Source organism: Imperialibacter sp. (assembly GCF_048007035.1).
GTDB lineage: Bacteria > Bacteroidota > Bacteroidia > Cytophagales > Cyclobacteriaceae > Imperialibacter.
This window is the reverse complement of sequence record NZ_CP180355.1, coordinates 1,124,288-1,144,556: the sequence shown is the minus strand read 5'-3', so window position 1 is coordinate 1,144,556 and position 20,269 is coordinate 1,124,288. Positions and strand designations below refer to the sequence as shown.

At 48.3% G+C, this 20,269-nt stretch carries 16 protein-coding genes; 12 read left to right on the top strand and 4 right to left on the bottom strand.

What is annotated here, in order from left to right:
• Positions 1–2 precede the first annotated feature (2 nt).
• Positions 3–530, top strand: coding sequence for a hypothetical protein (locus tag ACMVP2_RS05095; RefSeq protein WP_339787052.1), 528 nt, complete (start codon positions 3–5; stop codon positions 528–530).
• Here ACMVP2_RS05095 and ACMVP2_RS05090 read toward each other — a convergent pair.
• Both ACMVP2_RS05090 and ACMVP2_RS05085 read right to left on the bottom strand, forming a co-directional pair.
• Positions 527–1,594: an Ldh family oxidoreductase gene (locus ACMVP2_RS05090; RefSeq protein WP_416866964.1), complete on the bottom strand. Its 1,068-nt coding sequence runs from the start codon at positions 1,592–1,594 to the stop codon at positions 527–529. The two genes, ACMVP2_RS05095 and ACMVP2_RS05090, sit on opposite strands and share 4 nt — an antisense overlap.
• Before the next feature lie 89 nt (positions 1,595–1,683).
• The gene (locus ACMVP2_RS05085; RefSeq protein ID WP_416866963.1) at positions 1,684–2,622 is read right to left on the bottom strand and encodes an exopolyphosphatase; all 939 of its coding nucleotides are present in this window, start codon (positions 2,620–2,622) and stop codon (positions 1,684–1,686) included.
• A gap of 158 nt (positions 2,623–2,780) precedes the next feature.
• On the opposite strand from ACMVP2_RS05085, the gene ACMVP2_RS05080 reads away from it, so the two are divergent.
• Positions 2,781–4,358 (top strand): acyl-CoA carboxylase subunit beta, encoded by a 1,578-nt coding sequence (locus ACMVP2_RS05080; RefSeq protein WP_416866962.1) that lies wholly within the window; start codon positions 2,781–2,783, stop codon positions 4,356–4,358.
• Between the two features lie 56 nt (positions 4,359–4,414).
• Entirely contained in the window at positions 4,415–5,485 is a 1,071-nt protein-coding gene (locus ACMVP2_RS05075) for a M42 family metallopeptidase (protein WP_317487952.1), read from the top strand.
• A gap of 237 nt (positions 5,486–5,722) precedes the next feature.
• On the opposite strand, the gene ACMVP2_RS05070 is transcribed toward ACMVP2_RS05075, so the two are convergent.
• Positions 5,723–6,571, bottom strand: coding sequence for a 3-keto-disaccharide hydrolase (locus ACMVP2_RS05070; protein WP_416866961.1), 849 nt, complete (start codon positions 6,569–6,571; stop codon positions 5,723–5,725).
• Between the two features lie 263 nt (positions 6,572–6,834).
• On the opposite strand from ACMVP2_RS05070, the gene ACMVP2_RS05065 reads away from it, so the two are divergent.
• From ACMVP2_RS05065 to ACMVP2_RS05025, 9 genes are all read left to right on the top strand, one after another.
• Entirely contained in the window at positions 6,835–8,133 is a 1,299-nt protein-coding gene (locus ACMVP2_RS05065) for a M24 family metallopeptidase (RefSeq protein WP_416866960.1), read from the top strand.
• A gap of 556 nt (positions 8,134–8,689) precedes the next feature.
• On the top strand, positions 8,690–10,360 hold the full coding sequence (locus ACMVP2_RS05060; protein ID WP_416866959.1) for an alpha/beta fold hydrolase: 1,671 nt from the start codon (positions 8,690–8,692) through the stop codon (positions 10,358–10,360).
• Between the two features lie 260 nt (positions 10,361–10,620).
• Positions 10,621–11,412 (top strand): SprB repeat-containing protein, encoded by a 792-nt coding sequence (locus ACMVP2_RS05055; protein ID WP_416866958.1) that lies wholly within the window; start codon positions 10,621–10,623, stop codon positions 11,410–11,412.
• A 90-nt stretch (positions 11,413–11,502) separates the two neighbouring features.
• Positions 11,503–12,057 carry a YceI family protein gene (locus ACMVP2_RS05050; protein ID WP_416866957.1) on the top strand — a complete coding sequence of 185 codons (555 nt, stop codon included), beginning with the start codon at positions 11,503–11,505 and terminating at the stop codon, positions 12,055–12,057.
• Complete coding sequence (locus tag ACMVP2_RS05045) at positions 12,054–12,923, top strand: DUF5777 family beta-barrel protein (RefSeq protein ID WP_339791842.1); 870 nt, start codon at positions 12,054–12,056, stop codon at positions 12,921–12,923. The genes ACMVP2_RS05050 and ACMVP2_RS05045 overlap by 4 nt, the downstream gene beginning before the upstream one ends.
• A gap of 234 nt (positions 12,924–13,157) precedes the next feature.
• Positions 13,158–14,018 carry a hypothetical protein gene (locus ACMVP2_RS05040; protein ID WP_416866956.1) on the top strand — a complete coding sequence of 287 codons (861 nt, stop codon included), beginning with the start codon at positions 13,158–13,160 and terminating at the stop codon, positions 14,016–14,018.
• Positions 14,019–14,398: 380 nt separating this feature from the next.
• A complete protein-coding gene (locus ACMVP2_RS05035; protein ID WP_339791848.1) occupies positions 14,399–15,634 on the top strand; it encodes a PAS domain-containing sensor histidine kinase in 1,236 nt (411 codons plus the stop codon).
• A 278-nt stretch (positions 15,635–15,912) separates the two neighbouring features.
• Positions 15,913–17,535: an IS1634 family transposase gene (locus ACMVP2_RS05030; protein WP_416866955.1), complete on the top strand. Its 1,623-nt coding sequence runs from the start codon at positions 15,913–15,915 to the stop codon at positions 17,533–17,535.
• Between the two features lie 61 nt (positions 17,536–17,596).
• Positions 17,597–17,857 carry an ATP-binding protein gene (locus tag ACMVP2_RS05025; protein ID WP_416866954.1) on the top strand — a complete coding sequence of 87 codons (261 nt, stop codon included), beginning with the start codon at positions 17,597–17,599 and terminating at the stop codon, positions 17,855–17,857.
• A 15-nt stretch (positions 17,858–17,872) separates the two neighbouring features.
• Here the strand turns inward: ACMVP2_RS05025 and katG are convergent, their stop codons facing one another.
• The gene (gene katG, locus ACMVP2_RS05020; RefSeq protein ID WP_416866953.1) at positions 17,873–20,083 is read right to left on the bottom strand and encodes a catalase/peroxidase HPI; all 2,211 of its coding nucleotides are present in this window, start codon (positions 20,081–20,083) and stop codon (positions 17,873–17,875) included.
• Between the last annotated feature and the right edge of the window lie 186 nt (positions 20,084–20,269).

The window sequence follows — 20,269 nt, the reverse complement described above, 5'->3', positions numbered from 1 at the left end:
GTATGAAATCATTAGTAGCAGCTTTCATTCTATTTTTCATTTCGTTTTCATCGTTTGCCCAAAAGGAATACGATCAGGAGAACAGCAGTTTCTTTGACAGGGTATACCTCGGCGGCAACTTTGGAGCTCAGTTCGGCTCTGTCACGTTTGTCGACCTTTCTCCGCTGGCAGGCTATATGATTACGCCGAAGCTTTCAGCAGGCCTTGGTGTTACCTACCAGTACATCAACTTCAAGTACTATAATGCATCTTATTCAAACTATGGATGGCGTACTTTTGTAAGAAGGAATATTGGTCGCCAGTTCTTTGTACACGGTGAATTTGAAAACCTCAACCTACAGTTTTACAATGCCAATGACGACGTCGTAAGGCAGTGGGTGCCTGGTTTGTTTGCAGGTGGTGGGCTTTTTCAACCAATAGGTAGAAGTGGCGGCGGCTTTATGATCAGCGCACTATATAATCTGCTGTACGACGACATCCGATCTCCCTACAACAGCCCGATAGTATTAAGGGTAGGCTTTACCTTCTAAAAGGCCACTCCAAGTTTCTCGCCGAGCTCTCTTAAATCTTTCTCTACTGGAGGCAGCAGCGGGATACCGCTTTCCATTCTTTCCTTTTCCATTTCTCTTTCCGGGTCGCCTGGTATCAGCACCCTGTCTTGCCCTTTGACTGTTTCAGCTTTTCTGAACGTGCTGATCCAGTTGTCCATGTGCTCCTTGAACTCGTCAGCCGGACGGAAAGCATCCACCCGCATGGCGCCAAAGAAGTGCCCGATGCCTTCGCCAACAGGATCGGCAGGAGGGGAGAGGAAGGCCACAAACGGAGGCACCCAGGGGCCGTAGTTGGCACCCGACAGCACAGCCGAGAAGATATCGACGATGGCACCCAGCGAGTAGCCCTTGTGCGAGCCGTGTTCCCTGTCGCCGCCAAGCGGAAGCAGCGCACCACCGTCTTTTACACCATTGGCATTAGTGGTGGGGGTTCCGTCTTTTTCCTGCACCCATCCAAGAGGAGCCTCAAGGTTCTTTCTTTGCAGAATTTCCAGCTTGCCATTGGCAGCGGTGGTAGTGGCCATGTCGGCAACAAATGGAGGTTGTGTTTTGGCGGGAATGGCCACCGAAATTGGGTTGGTGCCCAGCAGCCTGGTAGTGCTAAATGTTGGGGCCACCAGCGGGCTGGCATTGGTCATTGAAATGCCAATCATGTCTTTTTCCAGTGCCATCATGCTGTGGTAGCCGGCAATGCCAAAATGGTTGGATCCTTTCACCGAAACCCAGCCGGTGCCAACTTTCTCTGCTTTTTCAATAGCCACTTTCATGGCATAGGGTGCCACTACCAAACCCAGGCCGCCGTCACCGTCCACAACTGCTGTTGAAGGTGTTTCGTGCACAATCCTGATGTTTGGTTTGGCATTGACTCTTTTCGCTTCCCAGAGCCTCACATAGCCTGAAAGACGGGCTACACCATGGGAGTCAACTCCTCTGAGGTCGGCACTGAGGAGTACTTTGGCGCCGAGGGTGGCGTCTTTCTTAGAATGCCCGATGGCAAGAAGTATGTTTTCTGTGAAGGAAAGTAAATGCTGATATGTAAACATGAGGTCCGATTTCTGAGGGGTAAAAATAGAGATAGAAGAGGTGCTACCCAATCAGAAACAGAATATTTGACCAAGAAATTTCTAAGGGGTTAAACCTTCTTTTTGTAGAGCGAATGAATGGTCTTTAAGAGGACGCCTTCTTTCAAAGCATAGGCAGAAACCCGGATGTTTTTGATGTCGAGCTTTTGGTTGACAAAGTGAATGAGGATGCTGGCTACCACAATCATGTCGACACGCATTTCAATCATACCTGGCACTTCCATTCTTTCCTGCCGGTTGAAAGAAATCATCTTCTCATAAATACCCTCGAAGGCATCCAACGTAAAGGGAAATTCGGTGCCGAGTGGGTTCTTTTCTATTTTGTTGTCGAGCATGTAAATGTCGCTCAATGTATCGAAGGTGCCTGACGAGCCCACGAGAGTTTGTGGTTTGTATGTTTGGCATGCTTCGAAGAGCGGTTCGAGGTTCATGGCCAGGTAACTCTGAAGTCTGATGACCTCTTCTGGCAGAATGGGGTCGTGGCTGTGGAACTGGTCAATGAGGCGCTGCCCGCCAATTTCAAAGCTTCGCTTCCAGAAGATCTCTGACTGGTTGCCAATAATGAACTCAATGCTGCCACCGCCAATGTCCATGATGAGCACAGGCTCATCTGTCATAGGAATAGCCTTTTTTACACCGTAGTAAATGGTTTCGGCTTCTTCATCGCCTGAGATAATCCGGACTTCGATGCCCAATTCACGCTGAACCCTGCCAGCAAACTCTACACCGTTTTTTGCATTTCGGATGGCACTCGTGGCCGTGGCAAAGACCTCATCTACTTTTTCAGCCTTCAGCACTTCGTTGAATCTTTCCAATGCTTTCAGCGCCCTTTGCGTGGCTTCTTCCGTAATCAGACCGTGTGAAATGCCGCCTTCGCCAATTCTTACCAGCAGCTTCTCTTTAAAAAGGATGGTGAAATCATGATCTCTCACTTCTGCAACGAGCAGGTGAAAAGTGTTCGTACCCATGTCAATGATTCCGACTTTCATGATTTAGTCCCTCAGCTGTGCTAAAAATTGGCGCAAGATAACACTTTATCATACCACTAAGCATACACCGTCAAAATTTAACCGCCGAGGTATATACCGTTCATTTGAGTTCGTTTTTAGTGTATTCCACAATATCTTTGGCAATTAACCTTCATGTAATGAAACAACCACAGCCCAAAATTCATTTGCCGACCATTGATGAAAAGTATGAGAGACTTAAAGAGCTGAATGAGCAGGCGCTGCTGGGTGGAGGCGAAACCAGAATAGCTAAGCAGCACGAAAAGGGAAAGCTCACAGCCCGGGAACGGATTGAGCTCCTGATGGACGAAGGCACCTTCGAAGAAATTGGCAAGCTGGTGGTTCATCGGTCGTCGGATTTTGGGCTTGACAAAGAGAAATACCTGGGTGATGGCGTTGTCACAGGTTATGGCAATGTAAATGGCCGTATGGTGTACGTGTTCAGTCAGGATTTTACCGTGTTTGGCGGTTCGCTTTCTGAGACGTTCGCTGAGAAGATTGTGAAGATCATGGATTTGGCCATGAAGAATGGTGCACCCGTGATCGGGCTCAACGACTCAGGCGGTGCCAGGATACAGGAAGGCGTGGTGTCGCTCGCAGGTTATGCGGATATTTTCTACCGAAACACCCGGGCTTCTGGCGTGGTACCACAGATTTCTGCGGTAATGGGCCCATGTGCTGGAGGGGCGGTGTATTCACCAGCTATCACGGACTTCATTCTGATGGTGGAGGACACTTCCTACATGTTTGTGACCGGGCCTAACGTGGTGAAAACGGTGACTCAGGAAGACGTGACCTCCGAAGAGCTGGGCGGCGCAAGCACCCATTCGACCAAAAGTGGCGTGACACATTTCTCCTGTGCCAACGAGGTAGAGTGCATCAACAATATCAAACAGCTTTTGTCGTACATGCCGCAAAACTGTGAGGATGAGGCTCCCGCTGTCAGCTACCATTTGTCCGATGAGAAGAGGCCGGCACTGGATAAGATTCTCCCCGACAACCCTAACCAGCCTTACGACATGCGTGAGGTGGTGGCTGAAATAGCCGACGAGGAGAGCTTTATGGAGGTGCATAAAAACTATGCGGAAAACATTATTGTTGGGTTTGCAAGGATAGGAGGGAGAAGCATTGGCATCGTTGGCAACCAACCGGCGTCGCTGGCGGGCGTGCTCGACATTAACTCCTCTACTAAGGCTGCCAGGTTTGTGCGGTTTTGTGACTGCTTCAATATCCCACTGCTGGTGTTGGTGGACGTTCCGGGCTTTTTGCCAGGCACTGACCAGGAGTGGCATGGCATTATTAACCATGGAGCCAAGCTGCTGTATGCGTTTTCGGAGGCAACGGTGCCACGAGTGACGGTCATCACTCGGAAAGCCTATGGTGGTGCCTATGACGTAATGAACAGCAAGCATATTGGCGCCGACATGAACTTTGCCTGGCCGACTGCTGAAATAGCCGTGATGGGAGCGAAGGGAGCTGCCGAGATTATTTTCAAAGGTGAAATAGCCAAAGCAGCTGATCCAGCTGCCAAACTCGACGAGAAAGTGGCGGAATACACCAACAGGTTTGCCAACCCTTACGAGGCAGCGGCAAGGGGTTATATCGATGAAGTGATCATGCCTCACAACACCCGTGCGAAGGTGATGAAGGCTTTTGAGATGCTGAAGAACAAAGTAGACACGCTTCCAAGAAAGAAACACGGCAATATTCCGCTTTAGCATGCATTGATGCCGACTGGAATTAAATAAAAAGAACAAGAGATAAGCAATTGACAATGGACAAGAAGAGCAGAGATTTTCTATTCAAATACTTAAATAATGCATCACCGACTGGTTTTGAGTCGTCGGGCCAGCATATATGGCTGGAGTACATGAAGCCTTATATTGATACCTACATTTCCGATACCTACGGAACAGTGGTGGGTGTGATCAATCCCGATGCGCCTTACAAGGTGGTGATTGAGGCGCATGCTGATGAGATCGCCTGGTTTGTGAACTATATTACCGATGATGGCTATATCTATGTGAGAAGAAATGGTGGTTCTGACCACCAGATTGCACCTTCCAAAAGGGTCAACATCCATACCGACAAAGGGATTGTAAAAGGAGTGTTTGGCTGGCCGGCCATACACGTAAGAGACTCAGCCAAGGAAGAGAGCCCTACGCTGAAGAACATCTTTGTGGACATCGGAGCGACCTCCAAAGACGAAGTGGAAAAGGCAGGTGTGCATGTAGGCAGCGTGATGACGTTCGAAGATGAGCTGATCGAGCTTGGCGAGCATTACCTGTGCGGAAGAGCGCTCGACAACAGAGTGGGTGGTTTCATGATCGCCGAAACTACCAGAAGAATTGCGGAGTCGAAGGTGAAGCTGCCATTTGGTCTTTATGTGGTGAACGCAGTGCAGGAAGAAATAGGATTAAGAGGGGCTGAAATGATTTCCAGGCGCATCAAGCCAGATGTAGCTATCATTACCGACGTGTGCCACGACACCCATGCACCCATGTACGACAAAAAGCAGCAGGGCGATCTGAAAGCGGGCAAGGGACCAGTGTTGACTTATGGGCCGGCCGTGCAGAACAACCTGCTGAAGATGGTGATTGATGTGGCAGATAAAAACAAGATTGCCTTCCAGCGGGCCTCAGCCAGCAGAGCGACAGGTACTGACACCGATGCTTTTGCTTATTCGGCGGAAGGTGTGGCCTCGGCACTTATTTCTTTGCCGCTGAAGTACATGCACACAACGGTAGAAACCGCCCACAAAGACGACGTGGAAAACGTGATCAAGCTCATGCACGATTTTCTTGTGCAGCTTCCTGCGGGGCATGACTTTCGGTATATCAAATAATTAAAGAGGTTACTATATGCATAGGCGGAGAGAGTAACCTCTTTAATCTCCCTCGTTTGAAACGAGGGTGTGTGAGACATGCACTTGTAGTGCATAAAACCAAGTAAAAAAGACCATTGTTTTGTGCGTTAGAAACGCAAATCCCGCCCGTCCTCGTTGCAAACGAGGACGATTGACGTGCTAACAATTAAAGAGGTTATTATATGCATGAGCGTAGATAGTAACCTCTTTAATTTTTCACAAGACCCCTTCAGGCACCTCGCTAATCGGCTTGATCATGATGTCTTTGTAAAACAGCTCTGCGCCTTCCGATTGCAGCTGAATCTTTCCTTTCTTCAGTGGCTGTTCGCCAGTTTCGGTCAGCTGGCGGGAGTTGTACAGCGCCATCACCACCTGGCCATTCACGATATGGATAGCAGTGTCACCGAAGCAAATTAATTCCAGCGTATTCCATTCACCGGTTGGTTTTTCAGCATCAGGAAACTTGGTGGCATGGCGGCCGACATCACTTTTTTCGCTAAAGACCCGCATGGAGGCAGCGGCATCATAAATATAGTTGTCGCCCTCCTGGCGGGTAGGCACGTCCATCACGCCGCCAGCCACACCCCAGTAGTCGCCAGTGTCACCTTCCTGCACCTGAAACTCTTGCGAGCGCATCCAGAAGCCTCCATCAGCCCCATGCGCCCCTACGGCGTGGTACAGCAAGCCGCTGTCTCTTTTGCTATTGTCCTTGGGGCGGTGTCTGACCTGTCCCCATTTGAACTGTAGCTTCAGGTGATAGTTGCTGAATTCGCTGGTGGTCGAAATGCCACCCCATTGCTCGCCTGAAATACGAATGGTGCTTTGCTGATCAACTTTTGCCACGCTGAAGATTCCTTTGGGATCTTTGTTCAGGCCCACTGATGCACCGGCTGGCCGAAAAGTAGAATCATTGACTTGTGTCCATTCCTGGCCCAGGTAGGTGTCCCAGCCAGTGAGGTCTTCTCCATTGAAAAGAATCTGCCAGTCTTGTTTTTCGGATGGGCTTTGGCAGCTGAATAGGGCAATGAAAGCAAGCAACGAAAGTGTAGGTATGAGTTTGATCATGGTAAAATTGCGTTGTGAGCTGTTGAAATTACCTACAATATCGGTTTTTTCTATGAGTTGCTAAGAGCATACCCTTTGCAGCCTGTTTTTCGTATATTAAACAAACGGGATGGCTTTCCTCCTCTCCCTGCTACCCATTCCCCCCCAGCCAGATTTCTTCGTTTGCTGGACACCAAACTATTATTCCACCCACACATCACTTCCTTCTAGCACACAAACCAGGAAATTCCTAATTAGCATTCTCTTGTAACCAAACGTCAACCATGAGAATACTGCTCGCCTTCTTCATGCTGCTTATCAGCACCAGCTCTTTCAGCCAGGAAGCCATGCGCCGCTGGCGCAAAATGAACCAGGTGCGGAACGATAAGTTTGACCTCGTGCTGCCAGAAGCCATGCGGGAGAACAATATCGACATGTGGATCATCATGAACCGGGAGGGGAATTTTGATCCGCTGTATCCTGATATGGGAGAAGGCTACGTCGGCAGTGTGGGCTACTACATTTTCACCGATCATGGGGGCGACCGTATCGAGCGATCCGTGCTGGGTATCGACGGCTATCTGCTGGAAGAAGGTGGCGCCTACGATTACTTCGGGTCAGCCAGTGAACTCAAGGCATTTGTGGAGGCCCGTGACCCTAAAAGGATTGGCCTCAATATGTCAAAGAATATTGGTGGTGCCGATGGCCTCAGCCATTCTGGCTACCTGGAGCTGGCGGAAGTGCTCGGCAAGAAGTACGAGCAGCGGTTTGTGTCGGCGGAGAAGCTGGCGTCCGACTTCAGGTCGAGGCGGGTGGCCAGCGAAATAGCGATTTATGGTGAGGCCGGTGAACTGTCGTACACCCTTGCAGAAAGGGCCCTGTCGAACGAGGTAATCACTCCAGGCGTAACGACGCTGGAAGACGTGGCCTGGTGGATGAAGGAGCAGCTTTTCAAAAACAACCTGGAGTCATCGTTTGGCATGCCTTCAGTGTATGTCACCGGCCCTGAGGGGATTGCCGCCACTTCCACCGACCGCATCATTCAGCGAGGCGACGTACTTTTCATCGACTGGGGTGTGGGGCTCATGAACATGTATACGGACATGAAGCGGATGGCATATGTGTTGAAAGAGGGAGAAACCGCTGTGCCTCCGGGCATCCAAAACGCCTTCGACCAGGCCGTGAAAGTGCGGGATGTAGTAAAGAAAACGATCAAGCCCGGGGTGACAGCACAAAAAGCTGAAGATGCTGTTTACGAAGCGCTGACCAAAGCTGGTTTTAATAAGATGGCTGGGTTCAACAAACCTACCGAGCTTGATAAAACGGATGTAATCATTGGTTGCCATTCGGTAGGCAACTGGGGTCATGGCATCGGGCCGTCCATTGCTTTTTTCAATCCGGTGCAGTTGGGGTATGAGATCAAGCCTTCCAATTTGCTGTCGATTGAGTTTTTTGCCTACACCAAAGTGCCCGAGTGGGGTGGCAAGAAGCTGCGGGTGGCGCTGGAAGATGATGCAATCATTACTGCCAGAGGCGTCGAATGGCTGTATCCGATCAATCCCAGGGTGCTGTTGATTAAGTGATAAATGAGGCATACTGCCAACGAAGACAATTGAGGTAGGTGCAAAGACGACAGAGTTCTGTTTTCCGCTTCGCAGCTTATTCACATTCACCCTGAGTATGTCGCTTTGTTTCTGATCAACTCCTTCTGAAAGGTTGGCCTTACTTATTCTTTAAGTTGTTAGTGTCGGAAATTTTCCAATACGTCGGCTTTTTGCTACACCGTTGTCGGAAAAGTGAATGGATTTGCCGGATTTTTTGTAGTTGCCTCCTCTGCCTGCCCACTACCTTTGTACCCACAAAAACGCAACAAGCTATTTAAAGAAAGAGCCCATCCTGTGGGTGGATCGAATTATTTTTTTAACTATTTCTCTGTATTTTTTTCACCACCAGACTCCAGGGCAGGTTAGTATTTAACCTGCCCTTTTTGCGTCGATAACTGGCCAGTAGGTAATTATGGGTCATGTTTGGGTGCTTCTGACTTACTCATTATGGCTTTAAACAAGAAATGCGACGCTCTGTCCTTGGTGGTATTTGTGCTATAATTGTATACTTAAATACCAGACAGCATCATTTGCTATGAAGCCAGCTACTCAGTATACAAAAAGCGGCCGTATCAATATAGCCTACCAGGTCTTTGGCTCAGGTTCCATCGACCTGGTTTATATTCCTGGATGGGTATCCAACATTGACTGGATGTGGGCCTGCCCTGAGCTGGTGGACTTTCTGCAGGAACTGGGCAAAATCGCCAGGGTCATTTTGTTTGACAAAAGAGGCACAGGGCTGTCGGACCGTGTGGTGGAGCTTTCCACACTGGAAGAGAGGATGGACGACATTCGTGCGGTTATGGACGCCGTTGGGTCACAAAAAGCCGTTTTGTTTGGACATTCAGAGGGCGGCTCCGTGTCGGCACTCTTTGCTGCTACCTACCCCAACCGGACAATTTCACTCATTACTTTTGGCGTGTTTGCCAAACGCCGCTACGCCCCTGACTATCCCTGGGCACCTACCGACGAGGAGCGCCAGGTGGTGTATGACATGATAGAAAACAATTGGGGCAGTGGGGATATGGGGCTTGAATCGCTCGCTCCCTCCAAAGCCAATGACAAGGTTTTCATGGATTGGCTGGCCAGCTACTTTCGTTCAGGGGCTAGCCCCAGTGCCGCCATGGTGCTCACCAAAATGAATACGGAGGTAGATATTATTGACATTCTGGGCACCATCAAAGTGCCGACGTTACTCATGCAGCGCACCCACGACATTGATGTGAAAATTGAGGAAGGGCGGTTCATTGCCGAGCGTATTCAGGGAGCCAAGTTCGTGGAGTTTACCGGAAGAGATCATCTTTTTTGGGTGGGCAATACCAAAGAGGTGCTGGAAACGATGAGGGCTTTTATCTTAGGGGTGAATCCCATCAGAAACTATCAGGAGCAGCTTTTCACTATAGTTGCCGCTCGTATTATCTCGTTGGAAAATGTTGATGCCAATCCTGAGGTGCTCATCCGCCAATTTGTGGAACAATATCGGGGGAAGGTGATTCAATACAACGGCCAGACATTCATCGCTATATTTGAAGGGCCAAGCAAGGCCGTTCATTGCAGCATCGATCTGGTGGATGCCATTCGAAGCATGCCTGCCCAGCTCGCCATTGGTATTCACATCAGAGAAGGGGCCGTAGATGAGGCTCACTTCATCAGTGGCGAAACCGAGGCTTTTGTCGATGTCATGCTTCAACTGGCGAAACCCAATCAGATCCTTGTCACACAAACTGTAAAAAGCCTGCTGTCGGGGGCGGGTGTGAGTTTTACGCAGTATAAGGCGGTGTACGAAACGCTTTCGGGCGAGTCGTTTTTGCTGTTCAGTGTAACCGATCCACTCAGAGCCGATGATAAAGCGGGACAAATTTCTCCAAAGAAGGTGTTGCGAAATGATTCCTTCCTGGAAAACGTGCTGCAGAGTATCGATACTCATTTGGAGAACGAGCTTTTTGGCGTGGAAATGCTTTGCCGGGAGATTGGCATCAGCGAGCGCCAACTCCAGCGCAAGCTGAAGGCGGTCACCAATAAGTCGCCCAATCAGCTGATTACCTCTGTGCGGTTGCACCGTGCGAAGGAACTGCTCATGGGTAGTGAGTTTGGGATTGCAGAAGCCGCTTTTAAAACAGGCTTTGCCAATCCGTCCTATTTCTCTAAATGTTTCAAAAAAGAGTTTGGATCAAGCCCCTCCGATCTTTTACTACTAAGCCGCTGATTATCAGCTTAGGAACTACCACGTTTTGTCGGTTTTGTTATACCCTATGTCGGAAATGTTAACACAATTGGCGGTATTGTGCTAGCCACACCCTATTGGTTATATCTAATTTTGTCATCAAATAATACTAGAAACACGGCTCCTAAATGCTGCCAGCGGGCTTTTGGCTTACGTTGGGGAAAAAGATAAATGGCAACCTTTTGGCTGTTCTTCTTTTTTTAGAAACTGGGCGGGGTTGCTAGCAAAACTATTTTTTAATTATGAAAACAAAATTAATTCGTGGCACTGTCAGCGTGCTATTTTTTCTCACCGCAATGTCGTGCACCTGGGAGCAGGCTGAACCACAGGTAGATTGCTCGGTGTCGCCAGTGGAAATAGACGTATTGGAAAGCGTAGCGACTGAATGTGGCGCAGCCATTGGGAGCTTCAGGGTAAATGCGGCTGGAGGTCAGCCTCCCTATGTATATACATCAGAAGGCGGGACAAATTCGGATGGTGTATTTAGTAGTCTGGAGGCGGGAAACTATGTAGTGGTAGCGACTGATGCGAAAGGCTGCGCAAGTGAGGTAACTATTCCGGTTCAAAACCTGGAGGGGGTGAACCTGCAGGAAATTGTGGTGGAGGAGTCGGGATGTGGGTCAACAGAGGGGAAAATTGAGGTGGTAGCCTCTGGGGGTGTGGAGCCCTACCGCTACAGTATCAACGAAGGCCAGCCACAGACGGGGAGGACTTTTTCTGGCCTGACCAGGGGTACTTATACTGTGAAAATAGCAGACCAGCTGGGATGTGAGATCGTCGAGAGCGTGGAGGTGTTGGCGGGCGTTAGCTACGAGAATTCTGTCAAAAACATTATTGAAAACAGCTGTGCGGTTTCGGGTTGCCACAACGGCAGCATCTCTCCCGACCTGAGGTCTTTCGCTACTATTCAAGCCAGGGCCAGCTCCATCAAAGCAAGAACAGCGAGTGGATCAATGCCCAGAGGGTCGACACTTACTCAGGCGCAAAAAGATGCTATTGCCTGCTGGGTGGATGATGGAGCACTACAAAATTGATAGACGAATCACTTTTAGCGACAACAAATAACAAGGAATACCTGCGGGAACCAGGGTAACTCCAATTTTTAGACTTAAAACAGAGATACAATGAAACGTGAAATATTAACAATCATTCTTGGCTTGATCACAGCAGGTCTGGCGATGGCGCAGGGCCCGATGGTGGATCGCAGCGGAACCGCCACCTTCTTTTCTGAAGCACCGCTGGAAAACATTGAAGCCACTAACAAGGAGGTGCTGGGTGCTATCGACCTTGAAAAAGGAACATTGGCAGTGTCGATGCAGATGAAGGGGTTTCACTTTGACAAGAGCCTGATGGAGGAACACTTCAACGAAAACTACGTGGAGTCGGACAAATTTCCGAGAGCGACTTTCAAGGGCGTTATCAGCAACTTCGCTGCACTCGACTTTTCGAAAAGCGGGAGCTTTGAAGCAGAAGCCGATGGAGAAATGGAAATCCACGGAGTGAAGAAGCCACTGAAGACAACAGTCAAGTTTGATGTTTCTGCTAAAGACTTGAAAGCTACTACCGCCTTCAATCTGGCGGTGGCTGATTTCGATATCGAAATACCCACCATCGTGTTCAAGAACATTGCGGAGGTAGTCGAAGTAAAGGCATTTTTTAATTTCTCACGTCCAAAATGATGGTAAAGCAGATTACTTCAACTCTTATCTCGCTGGCATTGGCTATGCCGCTGCTGGCCCAGGATGATCTTCTGGCTGGTCTGGAAGCTGAGCAGGCCGATCAGAAAACGCTGGTGGATGCCACCTTCAAAGGCACCAGACTGATCAACGGTCATTCCATTGAAACCAGAAAACAAGGTGTGATGGATTTTATCATAGCGCACCGGTTTGGTACTATCGACGGTGGAGCCTATGAGCTCTTTGGGCTGGACAACGCCCTGGTACGCATCGGGCTGGAGTATGCCCTCACCGACAGGCTCTATGTGGGAGTTGGCAGGAGCTCTTTTGAAAAGACCTATGATGGGTTTGTCAAATACCGCCTGCTTCGTCAGTCGACAGGCAAAGGCAGTGTCCCACTGTCTGCCACGTGGCTGAGCTCTATGGCATTGAAGACCCTGAAGGATCCGACGTACGATCTGCTGTTTACCGACAAGCTGGCTTTTACGCATCAGCTTTTGCTGGCCAGAAAGTTTAACAACGGCCTTTCGCTCCAGCTGATGCCCACCTGGGTGCACCGCAACCTGATTGGCGAAACGGATCTGAACAATGACATCTTAGCGCTGGGTATCGGTGGACGCATCAAGCTTTCGCAGCGGGTGGCCCTTTGTGCTGAGTATTACTATCAGTTTCAGCACCTCAACGAAAACACACAGAATGCGCTGGCCATAGGGGTCGATATTGAAACGGGAGGGCACGTATTCCAGCTCCAGTTCACCAATGCCACCTCCATGGTACCGAAGGGCTTCGTGTCAGAAACGACCAACGATTTTTTCAAAGGCGAAATTCACTTCGGTTTTAATGTCTCAAGAACTTTTCAACTGAACTAGCATCCACTTTATTAACACGGACTAATTGATTTGAGCTGACGAGAAATATCCCTCAGTTCAATATTTCATAACGCCGTGCGCCCTAAGTCTACCCAGAAACCCGACCCGGTTTTGAGACAGAAGAGTATTGTCTGTGATCGGCTAACGGATAGGCACTGCATGAACAAGAAACTATTTAAGCAGCAAAGAATTTGGCCGAACACCAAACGAATTATTAAACCAGATTAAAGAAAAATGAAAAACTTAGTAAAGCAATTGAATGCAAAATTTGTACTAGTGTTGCTAACAATGGCAACCATTACGGCATGTGGTGATGACAGCGAAAATCCTGATGCGGAGGAAGCTGCAATGATCCAACTATCGACTGACGCAACATTGGGCCAGATTTTGACTGATACCGATGGTGTCACATTATATGTTTTCGCAAAAGACGTGTCTGGCAGCAGTGCTTGTGTAGATGGCTGTCTCAACAAATGGCCTATTTACTATGCGAAAGAGCCGCAGATTGGCACTGGCCTGGAAGCTGGCGATTTTGCAGTGATCACCCACAGCAACGGCTCCAAGCAAACAACCTACAAAGGCTGGCCACTTTATCACTTTTCTCGTGCTGGCGACGGCGTGCTTGAAACAGCAGGTGCTACCGCTGGCGACGGTGCGGGAGGGGCCTTTTTTGTAGCCAAACCCGACTATTCCATCATGCTGGCAAATGCACAACTGGTTGGCAATGACGGGAAGAACTACACTTCAACGTATGAAGAGGGAGAAGGAGCTACTGCTTTCTTCGTGAATGCATCGGGCAGGACACTGTATGCCTTTACCAACGACTCAAAAGACGTTAATACTTTCACTGCCAGCGATTTTTCTAACAATACAATTTGGCCCGTGTATGCCAAAGAACCCAAAGCAGTTGTTTCTGCTGCCAGCAAAAGCGACTTTGGTTCAATCGACGTATTTGGTGAGAGCCAGCTCACTTACAAAGGATGGCCTTTGTACTACTTCGGGCAGGATACTGAAAGAGGAGAGACCAAAGGAGTGAGCGTGCCGTCACCGGGTGTTTGGCCAGTAGTAAACACTGAAACGGCAGGGGCGGAGTAATTCCGTTGACGGGTATCTGAGAAAGATTTTTTGTTGGGTGAGACAGTGGGCAAGAAGTGCTCATTTGAATCACTCATGACCGTGCTATAAACAAAAAAGGGTAGCCTGTTTCAGGCTGCCATTTTTACTTTGATGGCCATATTAAAGCTTCTGCCCGCCTGGTTGCGCCAGGTCGAAGTGGTCAGGGCGCACTATCTTGTCCCATGGTGTTCATAAAGCCCTTAATGAAGGAATGAACGAAGTGCATTGAGTACGAAATAGGTCATGAAGCTTGGAATCTCCGCCACAAGAGTTAATTTAGTCTGGTGCTAACACGAGCAGATCAGCTTTGTGAAAGATGAAAAATTGCAATTGTGTTGCCACCTGCTACCACCCAAAAAATGACGAACAAACCAACCCGCTTAGAACTGGAAAGCCAGGTTGCTGAACTTAAAAAGCAAAACGAAATTTTGCGATTACAGCTTTCGTCTCAAAACCAACAGAAAAAAGGGCAAAAAGAGTCTTTAGTAGTGCAAAATAGTGTGGCCAATGCTTACATCCATACTATCCTCGACAACATGGGTGACTCCGTATTTGTAAAGGACGATCAAAGTAGGTTGGTACTGGTTAATGACGCCTTTTGTAAAATGTTTGGGCTACCTCGTGAAGAAATCATGGGTAAAACCCTGGCCGAGCATGTTTCTCCTGATGAGCGTGAAAGTTTCTTAAAAATTGATAGCCAGGTTCTTGCCGACGGAAAGGAAAATATAAATGAAGAAACGCTCACGGTGAGGGGAGCCGAGACGATGATCATTTCCACCAGAAAGTCACGCTATGTTGATGCCAGTGGAAAAAGATTTCTTGTTGGCGTAGTTCGGGACATCACTGCAAGCAAAAAAGCCGAGCAAGCACTAAAGCAAAGTGAAATGCAATTAACAGAGCTGAATGCGACCAAAGACAAACTTTTTTCCATTATGGGCCACGATTTAAGGGCACCATTGAATAATATTTTAGGGTTGTCAGAACTGTTGATTGAACCGCTAAGGAAATCGGACACGGAAAAATCGGCGGAGTATTTAGAGATCATAAAAGTATCAGTCAAAAACACGCTGGCCTTACTCGATAACCTATTGAATTGGGCAAAATCGCAGACCGGAGAGATCAATTATAAACCGGAAAAAATAGACTTATCAACGACTATTCGACAGGTGATTGAGCTGTCAGACCCAATTGCAAGAACCAAGAATATATCCCTAAGTCAGATCGCTTCGGAGGGAATAGAAATATACACCGACGAAAGGATGCTGAAAACTATATTGCGAAACCTTATTTCTAATGCTATCAAGTTCACCAAATCCGGAGGCATCATCATCGTGTCGGTTGTCCTGGAGAAAAACCAGGTTCAATTTTCTGTGTCTGACAATGGGCTGGGAATAAGTGACGAGGTTAGTAAGAAGTTGTTCGAGGTGTCAGCGAACAGATCGTCATTGGGCACCGCAAACGAAAAAGGCTCAGGCTTAGGGTTAGCTCTTTGCAAAGAATTTGTCACAAAACTAGGTGGTGAAATTTGGCTAGCAAGGAAAAAGGGAAATGGAAGTGATTTCAGGTTTACGCTACCGCTGAATAGCCCTGAATAAATTTTTACAGAGCGCCAATCTTTGAATATGTCTAGCCAGAGATGCCCAACCCTCAGGAGAGAAATGAGCATGCTAATAAAAAAGGTGGCCTGTTTCCAGACCACCTTTTCACTCTAAATATTTATATCATTATTCCTGAGTTTGACACGCTGAAATTGAAAAAGTGCCATTGCGCTGTGTATGGGCACTTTTTAGACTACTTTTCAGAAATTTGTATATCGAAAACTCGCTTGATTTTCTTTCAGATAGTGGCTTGATTTGCCTCAAACAGATTTTGAGTGCCTAGTATCATTATCGACAAGAAGCCATCAGGTGATTATATCCGCATCGTTGAGTCTTATCGTGACCAGGATGGCAAGCCACGCACCAAAACGCTTTACAGCCTGGGGCGGGTAGACAGTTTTTCGCCCGAGTCTCTGAAACGAATGGGCCAGCGGCTCTATGAATTAGGTGGTGGAAATCTGAAGGATTTACTCGGTGAGCAGGTCAGCGAAGAAGGTAGATATAACTACGGCTTTCTGTTGGTTTACCGTAAAATACTCCACTATTACGGCCTTGATCGCATATTTCAGCGGATCACCAAAAAGAAAAAGCTGACCTTCTCTCTTACTGAAGTGGTTTTACTACTGCTCATTGAGCGCCTCAATGATCCTTGTAGCAAGCGGGGTAGCTTTTTCCACCAGGAAGAATACCTGGGGCTGGCTCAGGTGTCCTTGCAACACCTCTACAGGAGTCTGGACTACCTGGCTGACCATAGCCAACTGATCCAGCAAACCATTTTCCAAACTGGTAGAGACCTGTTCAACCAGAAATTAGATGTGGTGTTCTATGACGTGACCACCTTCTATTTTGAATCAGAAATAGAACAGGAAGGAGCATTGCGTCAGAAAGGCTTTAGCAAAGATGGCAAAATAGGAAGCACACAAGTGGTTTTTGCCATGCTCATTGACAGATACAAGCAACCCATCGGTTACAAACTCTATAGCGGAGACCTGTGGGAAGGATACACCTACACAGAAATGGTGGAAAGCCTCAAGAAAGAATACCAGATCGAAAACATCGTCTTGGTCGCCGACCGAGGCATGCTCAATACTGACAACCTGCAAGTCACTGTTGACAAAGGCTATGAGTTCATCATGGGAGAGCGGCTCAAGGTACTCCCCAAACCCATCCAGGCCCGGTTGATCGATCTGGATAACTATCACCATCAATGGATGAGTTCTTCAGTAGGTTCGGAGCGTGAGCCGATCAAAGTGCGCTACACTGTCCTGGAATACAATGAGCGAAAGATCATAGCTACCTACAGCGAAAAGCGAGCTGAAAAAGATCGACAAGAAAGAGAAGAAAAGCTTCGTAAGGCTGAATTGTTGCTCAAAAACCCAACGCAACTCAAAAAGAAGGCCCATCACTACTACCTCAAAAATACCGAAGGGGAAAAGTATGTGGTTGATACTGAAAAAATCAAACGAAGCGAAAAGTATGACGGCTTCCTTGCCATCGCCTACCACGCCAAAGGACTCTCCCATGAACAGGTGCTGGATCACTACCACCATCTATACCAGATAGAGCATAGCTTCCGTACCTTCAAAGGCTATCTGGAAACCCGCCCGATGTTCCACTGGACCAATAAGCGTATCCAGGGTCACATTTGTCTGTGCTATATCGCCTATAGCATGCTAAACCATTTACAACTTCGGCTAACCAAACAAGGCACCCCACTTACAGAGCAAACCATCCGAACCCACTTGTCCAAAATGCAAGTCAGCCTTGTCAAACAAGCCGATCAATACTTCTACCTGCGCTCCAAGACCTCTGAAATCTCACAGCAATTACTACAAGCAGTGGCTGAAAAGAACCTCCCAGACCTTTTTCATAAGGATCAGATAATCAAATACTTATAAAATCTTGTATATCGAAAGCAATTTTTTAATTACTTATATATCAGATACTTAACTCAAAATCGTGTCAAACTCAGGAGGCTCAGGCTTAGGGTTAGCTCTTTGCAAAGAATTTGTCACAAAACTAGGTGGTGAAATTTGGCTAGCAAGGAAAAAGGGAAATGGAAGTGATTTCAGGTTTACGCTACCGCTGAATAGCCCTGAATATATTTTTACAGAGCGCCAATCTTTGAATATGTCTAGCCAGAGATGCCCAACCCTCAGGAGAGAAATGAGCATGCTAATAAAAAAGGTGGCCTGTTTCCAGACCACCTTTTCACTCTAAATATTTATATCATTATTAAACCAAATCGAAACGGTCGAGGTTCATCACCTTGTCCCAGGCTTTCACAAAGTCCTTGATGAACTTCTGCTGAGAGTCGCCGCAGCCATATACTTCAGCCAGGGCACGAAGCTCAGAGTTGGAGCCAAAGATCAAGTCGGCACGAGTGGCTGTATATTTTACTTTGCCAGTCTTAGCATCGTGTCCCTCGAATACGTCCCCATCCGCCGAAACAGCTTTCCATGTAGTGCTCATGTCGAGCAGGTTCACAAAGAAGTCGTTGCTCAATGAGCCAACACGATTGGTAAACACACCATGCTTGGACCCGTCGAAGTTGGTGCCAAGCACACGCATACCACCCACAAGCACAGTCATTTCTGGCGCAGTGAGTGTTAACAACTGGGCTTTGTCGATCAGTAGCTCCTCTACAGATACAGTGAATTTTTTCTTCACGTAGTTGCGGAACCCATCGGCCTGTGGCTCAAGTGCCGCAAAACCTTCTACATCGGTTTGCTCTGCCGATGCATCAGCACGTCCCGGAGTGAAAGGAACAGTGATGGCTTGTCCTGCGTTCTTAGCAGCCTGCTCAACACCTGCACATCCAGCCAGCACAATCAAATCAGCCATTGATACTGGCTTGCCAAAATCCTTTTGGATGCCTTCCAGCTTGGTCAATACTTTTGCCAGTTGAGCCGGGTTGTTCACTTTCCAGTTCTTTTGCGGTGAAAGTCGAATACGTGCTCCATTGGCACCACCACGCTTATCGGAGCCACGGAAGGTAGAAGCAGAAGCCCAGGCAGTTGATACTAGTTCTGATACCGACAGTCCTGAAGCAAGTACTTTCGCTTTCAGGGCAGCAATGTCCTTGTCGTCCAGCTTGTGTGTCGCAGCCGGGATAGGATCTTGCCAGATAAGCTCTTCTTTTGGTACCTCAGGGCCCAGGTAACGGGCACGAGGGCCCATGTCACGGTGAGTAAGTTTGAACCACGCTTTAGCAAAGGCATCTGCGAACTCATCCGGGTTCTCCAGGAAGTTCCTGGAAATCTTTTCGTAGGCTGGATCCACTCTTAGTGCCAGGTCGGTAGTAAGCATCGATGGTGACCTGCGCTTCGACGGATCGAAAGGATCGGGTACAGTACCTGCGCCTGCGTCACCCTTAGGCTTCCACTGGTTCGCACCTGCGGGGCTCTTGGTCAATTCCCATTCGTAGCCAAACAGGTTCTCGAAGAAGTTGTTGCTCCACTTCGTTGGTGTGGTTGTCCAGATTACTTCCAAACCACTGGTAATTGCGTCGCCAGCTTTCCCAGAACCATAGCTGCTTTTCCAGCCAAGGCCTTGCTCTTCGATGCCAGCGGCTTCAGGCTCGGGGCCAACGTGAGCTGCATCGCCAGCGCCGTGAGTTTTACCAAATGTGTGGCCACCTGCAATCAGTGCCACGGTTTCGTAGTCATTCATTGCCATACGGCCGAACGTCTCACGGATATCTTTGGCAGCTGCAAGAGGATCAGGCTTGCCGTTTGGCCCTTCAGGGTTTACATAGATCAGTCCCATTTGTACTGCGGCCAATGGATTTTCAAGGTCTCTCTCGCCTGAGTAGCGTTTGTCACCCAACCAGGTGTCTTCAGCACCCCAGTACACGTCCAGCTCTGGTTCCCACACATCTGCACGACCACCTGCAAAGCCGAAGGTTTTGAAGCCCATCGATTCCAGCGCCACGTTGCCGGTTAAAACCATCAGGTCGGCCCAGGAGATTTTGCGTCCATACTTTTGCTTGATCGGCCACAGGAGCCTGCGTGCCTTATCCAGACTGGTATTGTCAGGCCAGCTATTAAGAGGAGCAAATCTTTGCTGCCCGGCGCCTGCACCGCCACGGCCATCGGCAATGCGGTATGTGCCGGCACTGTGCCAAGCCATACGAATGAATAAGCCGCCGTAGTGACCAAAATCAGCAGGCCACCAGTCCTGCGAGTCGGTCATCAGGGCAGTGAGGTCTTTCTTTAAAGCCTTTAGGTCAAGGCTTTTAAACTCTTCGGCGTAGTTGAAGTCTTCGCCCATCGGATCAGACAGAGAAGAATGCTGACGAAGGATGTTTACTTTCAGCTGGTTAGGCCACCAGTCACTATTTGACGTGCCACCACCTGCGGTTTGATTGAGTTCGCCATTCAGAAACGGGCACATTTCTGCTCCGTTTACATCGTAGGCGCCTCCAGCGTGTGTTTTATTTTCCATTGTTGACAGATTTTTTTGTTCGATATTCAAATCTACAATATTCTGACCGATAGTATAAATCTATATTTTCTATATCGTTATAGTTAGTATCTATAAGTGGAATGCCATGCCGATAGCCTGTTAAATGTTAAAAATATGGACTAAAAAAAGTATGATAGTAACTCCTTGGCGCCTTATTCTTCTGAT

Bases quoted from the DNA above. Each gene is read 5' to 3' on its own strand.
- ACMVP2_RS05050 (WP_416866957.1), top strand. From the start codon at position 11,503: ATGAAACGTGAAATATTAACAATCATTCTTGGCTTGATCACAGCAGGT.
- ACMVP2_RS05040 (WP_416866956.1), top strand. From the start codon at position 13,158: ATGAAAAACTTAGTAAAGCAATTGAATGCAAAATTTGTACTAGTGTTG.
- ACMVP2_RS05090 (WP_416866964.1), bottom strand. From the start codon at position 1,594: ATGTTTACATATCAGCATTTACTTTCCTTCACAGAAAACATACTTCTT.
- ACMVP2_RS05045 (WP_339791842.1), top strand. From the start codon at position 12,054: ATGATGGTAAAGCAGATTACTTCAACTCTTATCTCGCTGGCATTGGCT.
- ACMVP2_RS05060 (WP_416866959.1), top strand. From the start codon at position 8,690: ATGAAGCCAGCTACTCAGTATACAAAAAGCGGCCGTATCAATATAGCC.
- ACMVP2_RS05080 (WP_416866962.1), top strand. From the start codon at position 2,781: ATGAAACAACCACAGCCCAAAATTCATTTGCCGACCATTGATGAAAAG.
- ACMVP2_RS05055 (WP_416866958.1), top strand. From the start codon at position 10,621: ATGAAAACAAAATTAATTCGTGGCACTGTCAGCGTGCTATTTTTTCTC.
- ACMVP2_RS05035 (WP_339791848.1), top strand. From the start codon at position 14,399: ATGACGAACAAACCAACCCGCTTAGAACTGGAAAGCCAGGTTGCTGAA.
- ACMVP2_RS05065 (WP_416866960.1), top strand. From the start codon at position 6,835: ATGAGAATACTGCTCGCCTTCTTCATGCTGCTTATCAGCACCAGCTCT.
- ACMVP2_RS05075 (WP_317487952.1), top strand. From the start codon at position 4,415: ATGGACAAGAAGAGCAGAGATTTTCTATTCAAATACTTAAATAATGCA.
- katG (WP_416866953.1), bottom strand. From the start codon at position 20,083: ATGGAAAATAAAACACACGCTGGAGGCGCCTACGATGTAAACGGAGCA.
- ACMVP2_RS05085 (WP_416866963.1), bottom strand. From the start codon at position 2,622: ATGAAAGTCGGAATCATTGACATGGGTACGAACACTTTTCACCTGCTC.
- ACMVP2_RS05070 (WP_416866961.1), bottom strand. From the start codon at position 6,571: ATGATCAAACTCATACCTACACTTTCGTTGCTTGCTTTCATTGCCCTA.
- ACMVP2_RS05095 (WP_339787052.1), top strand. From the start codon at position 3: ATGAAATCATTAGTAGCAGCTTTCATTCTATTTTTCATTTCGTTTTCA.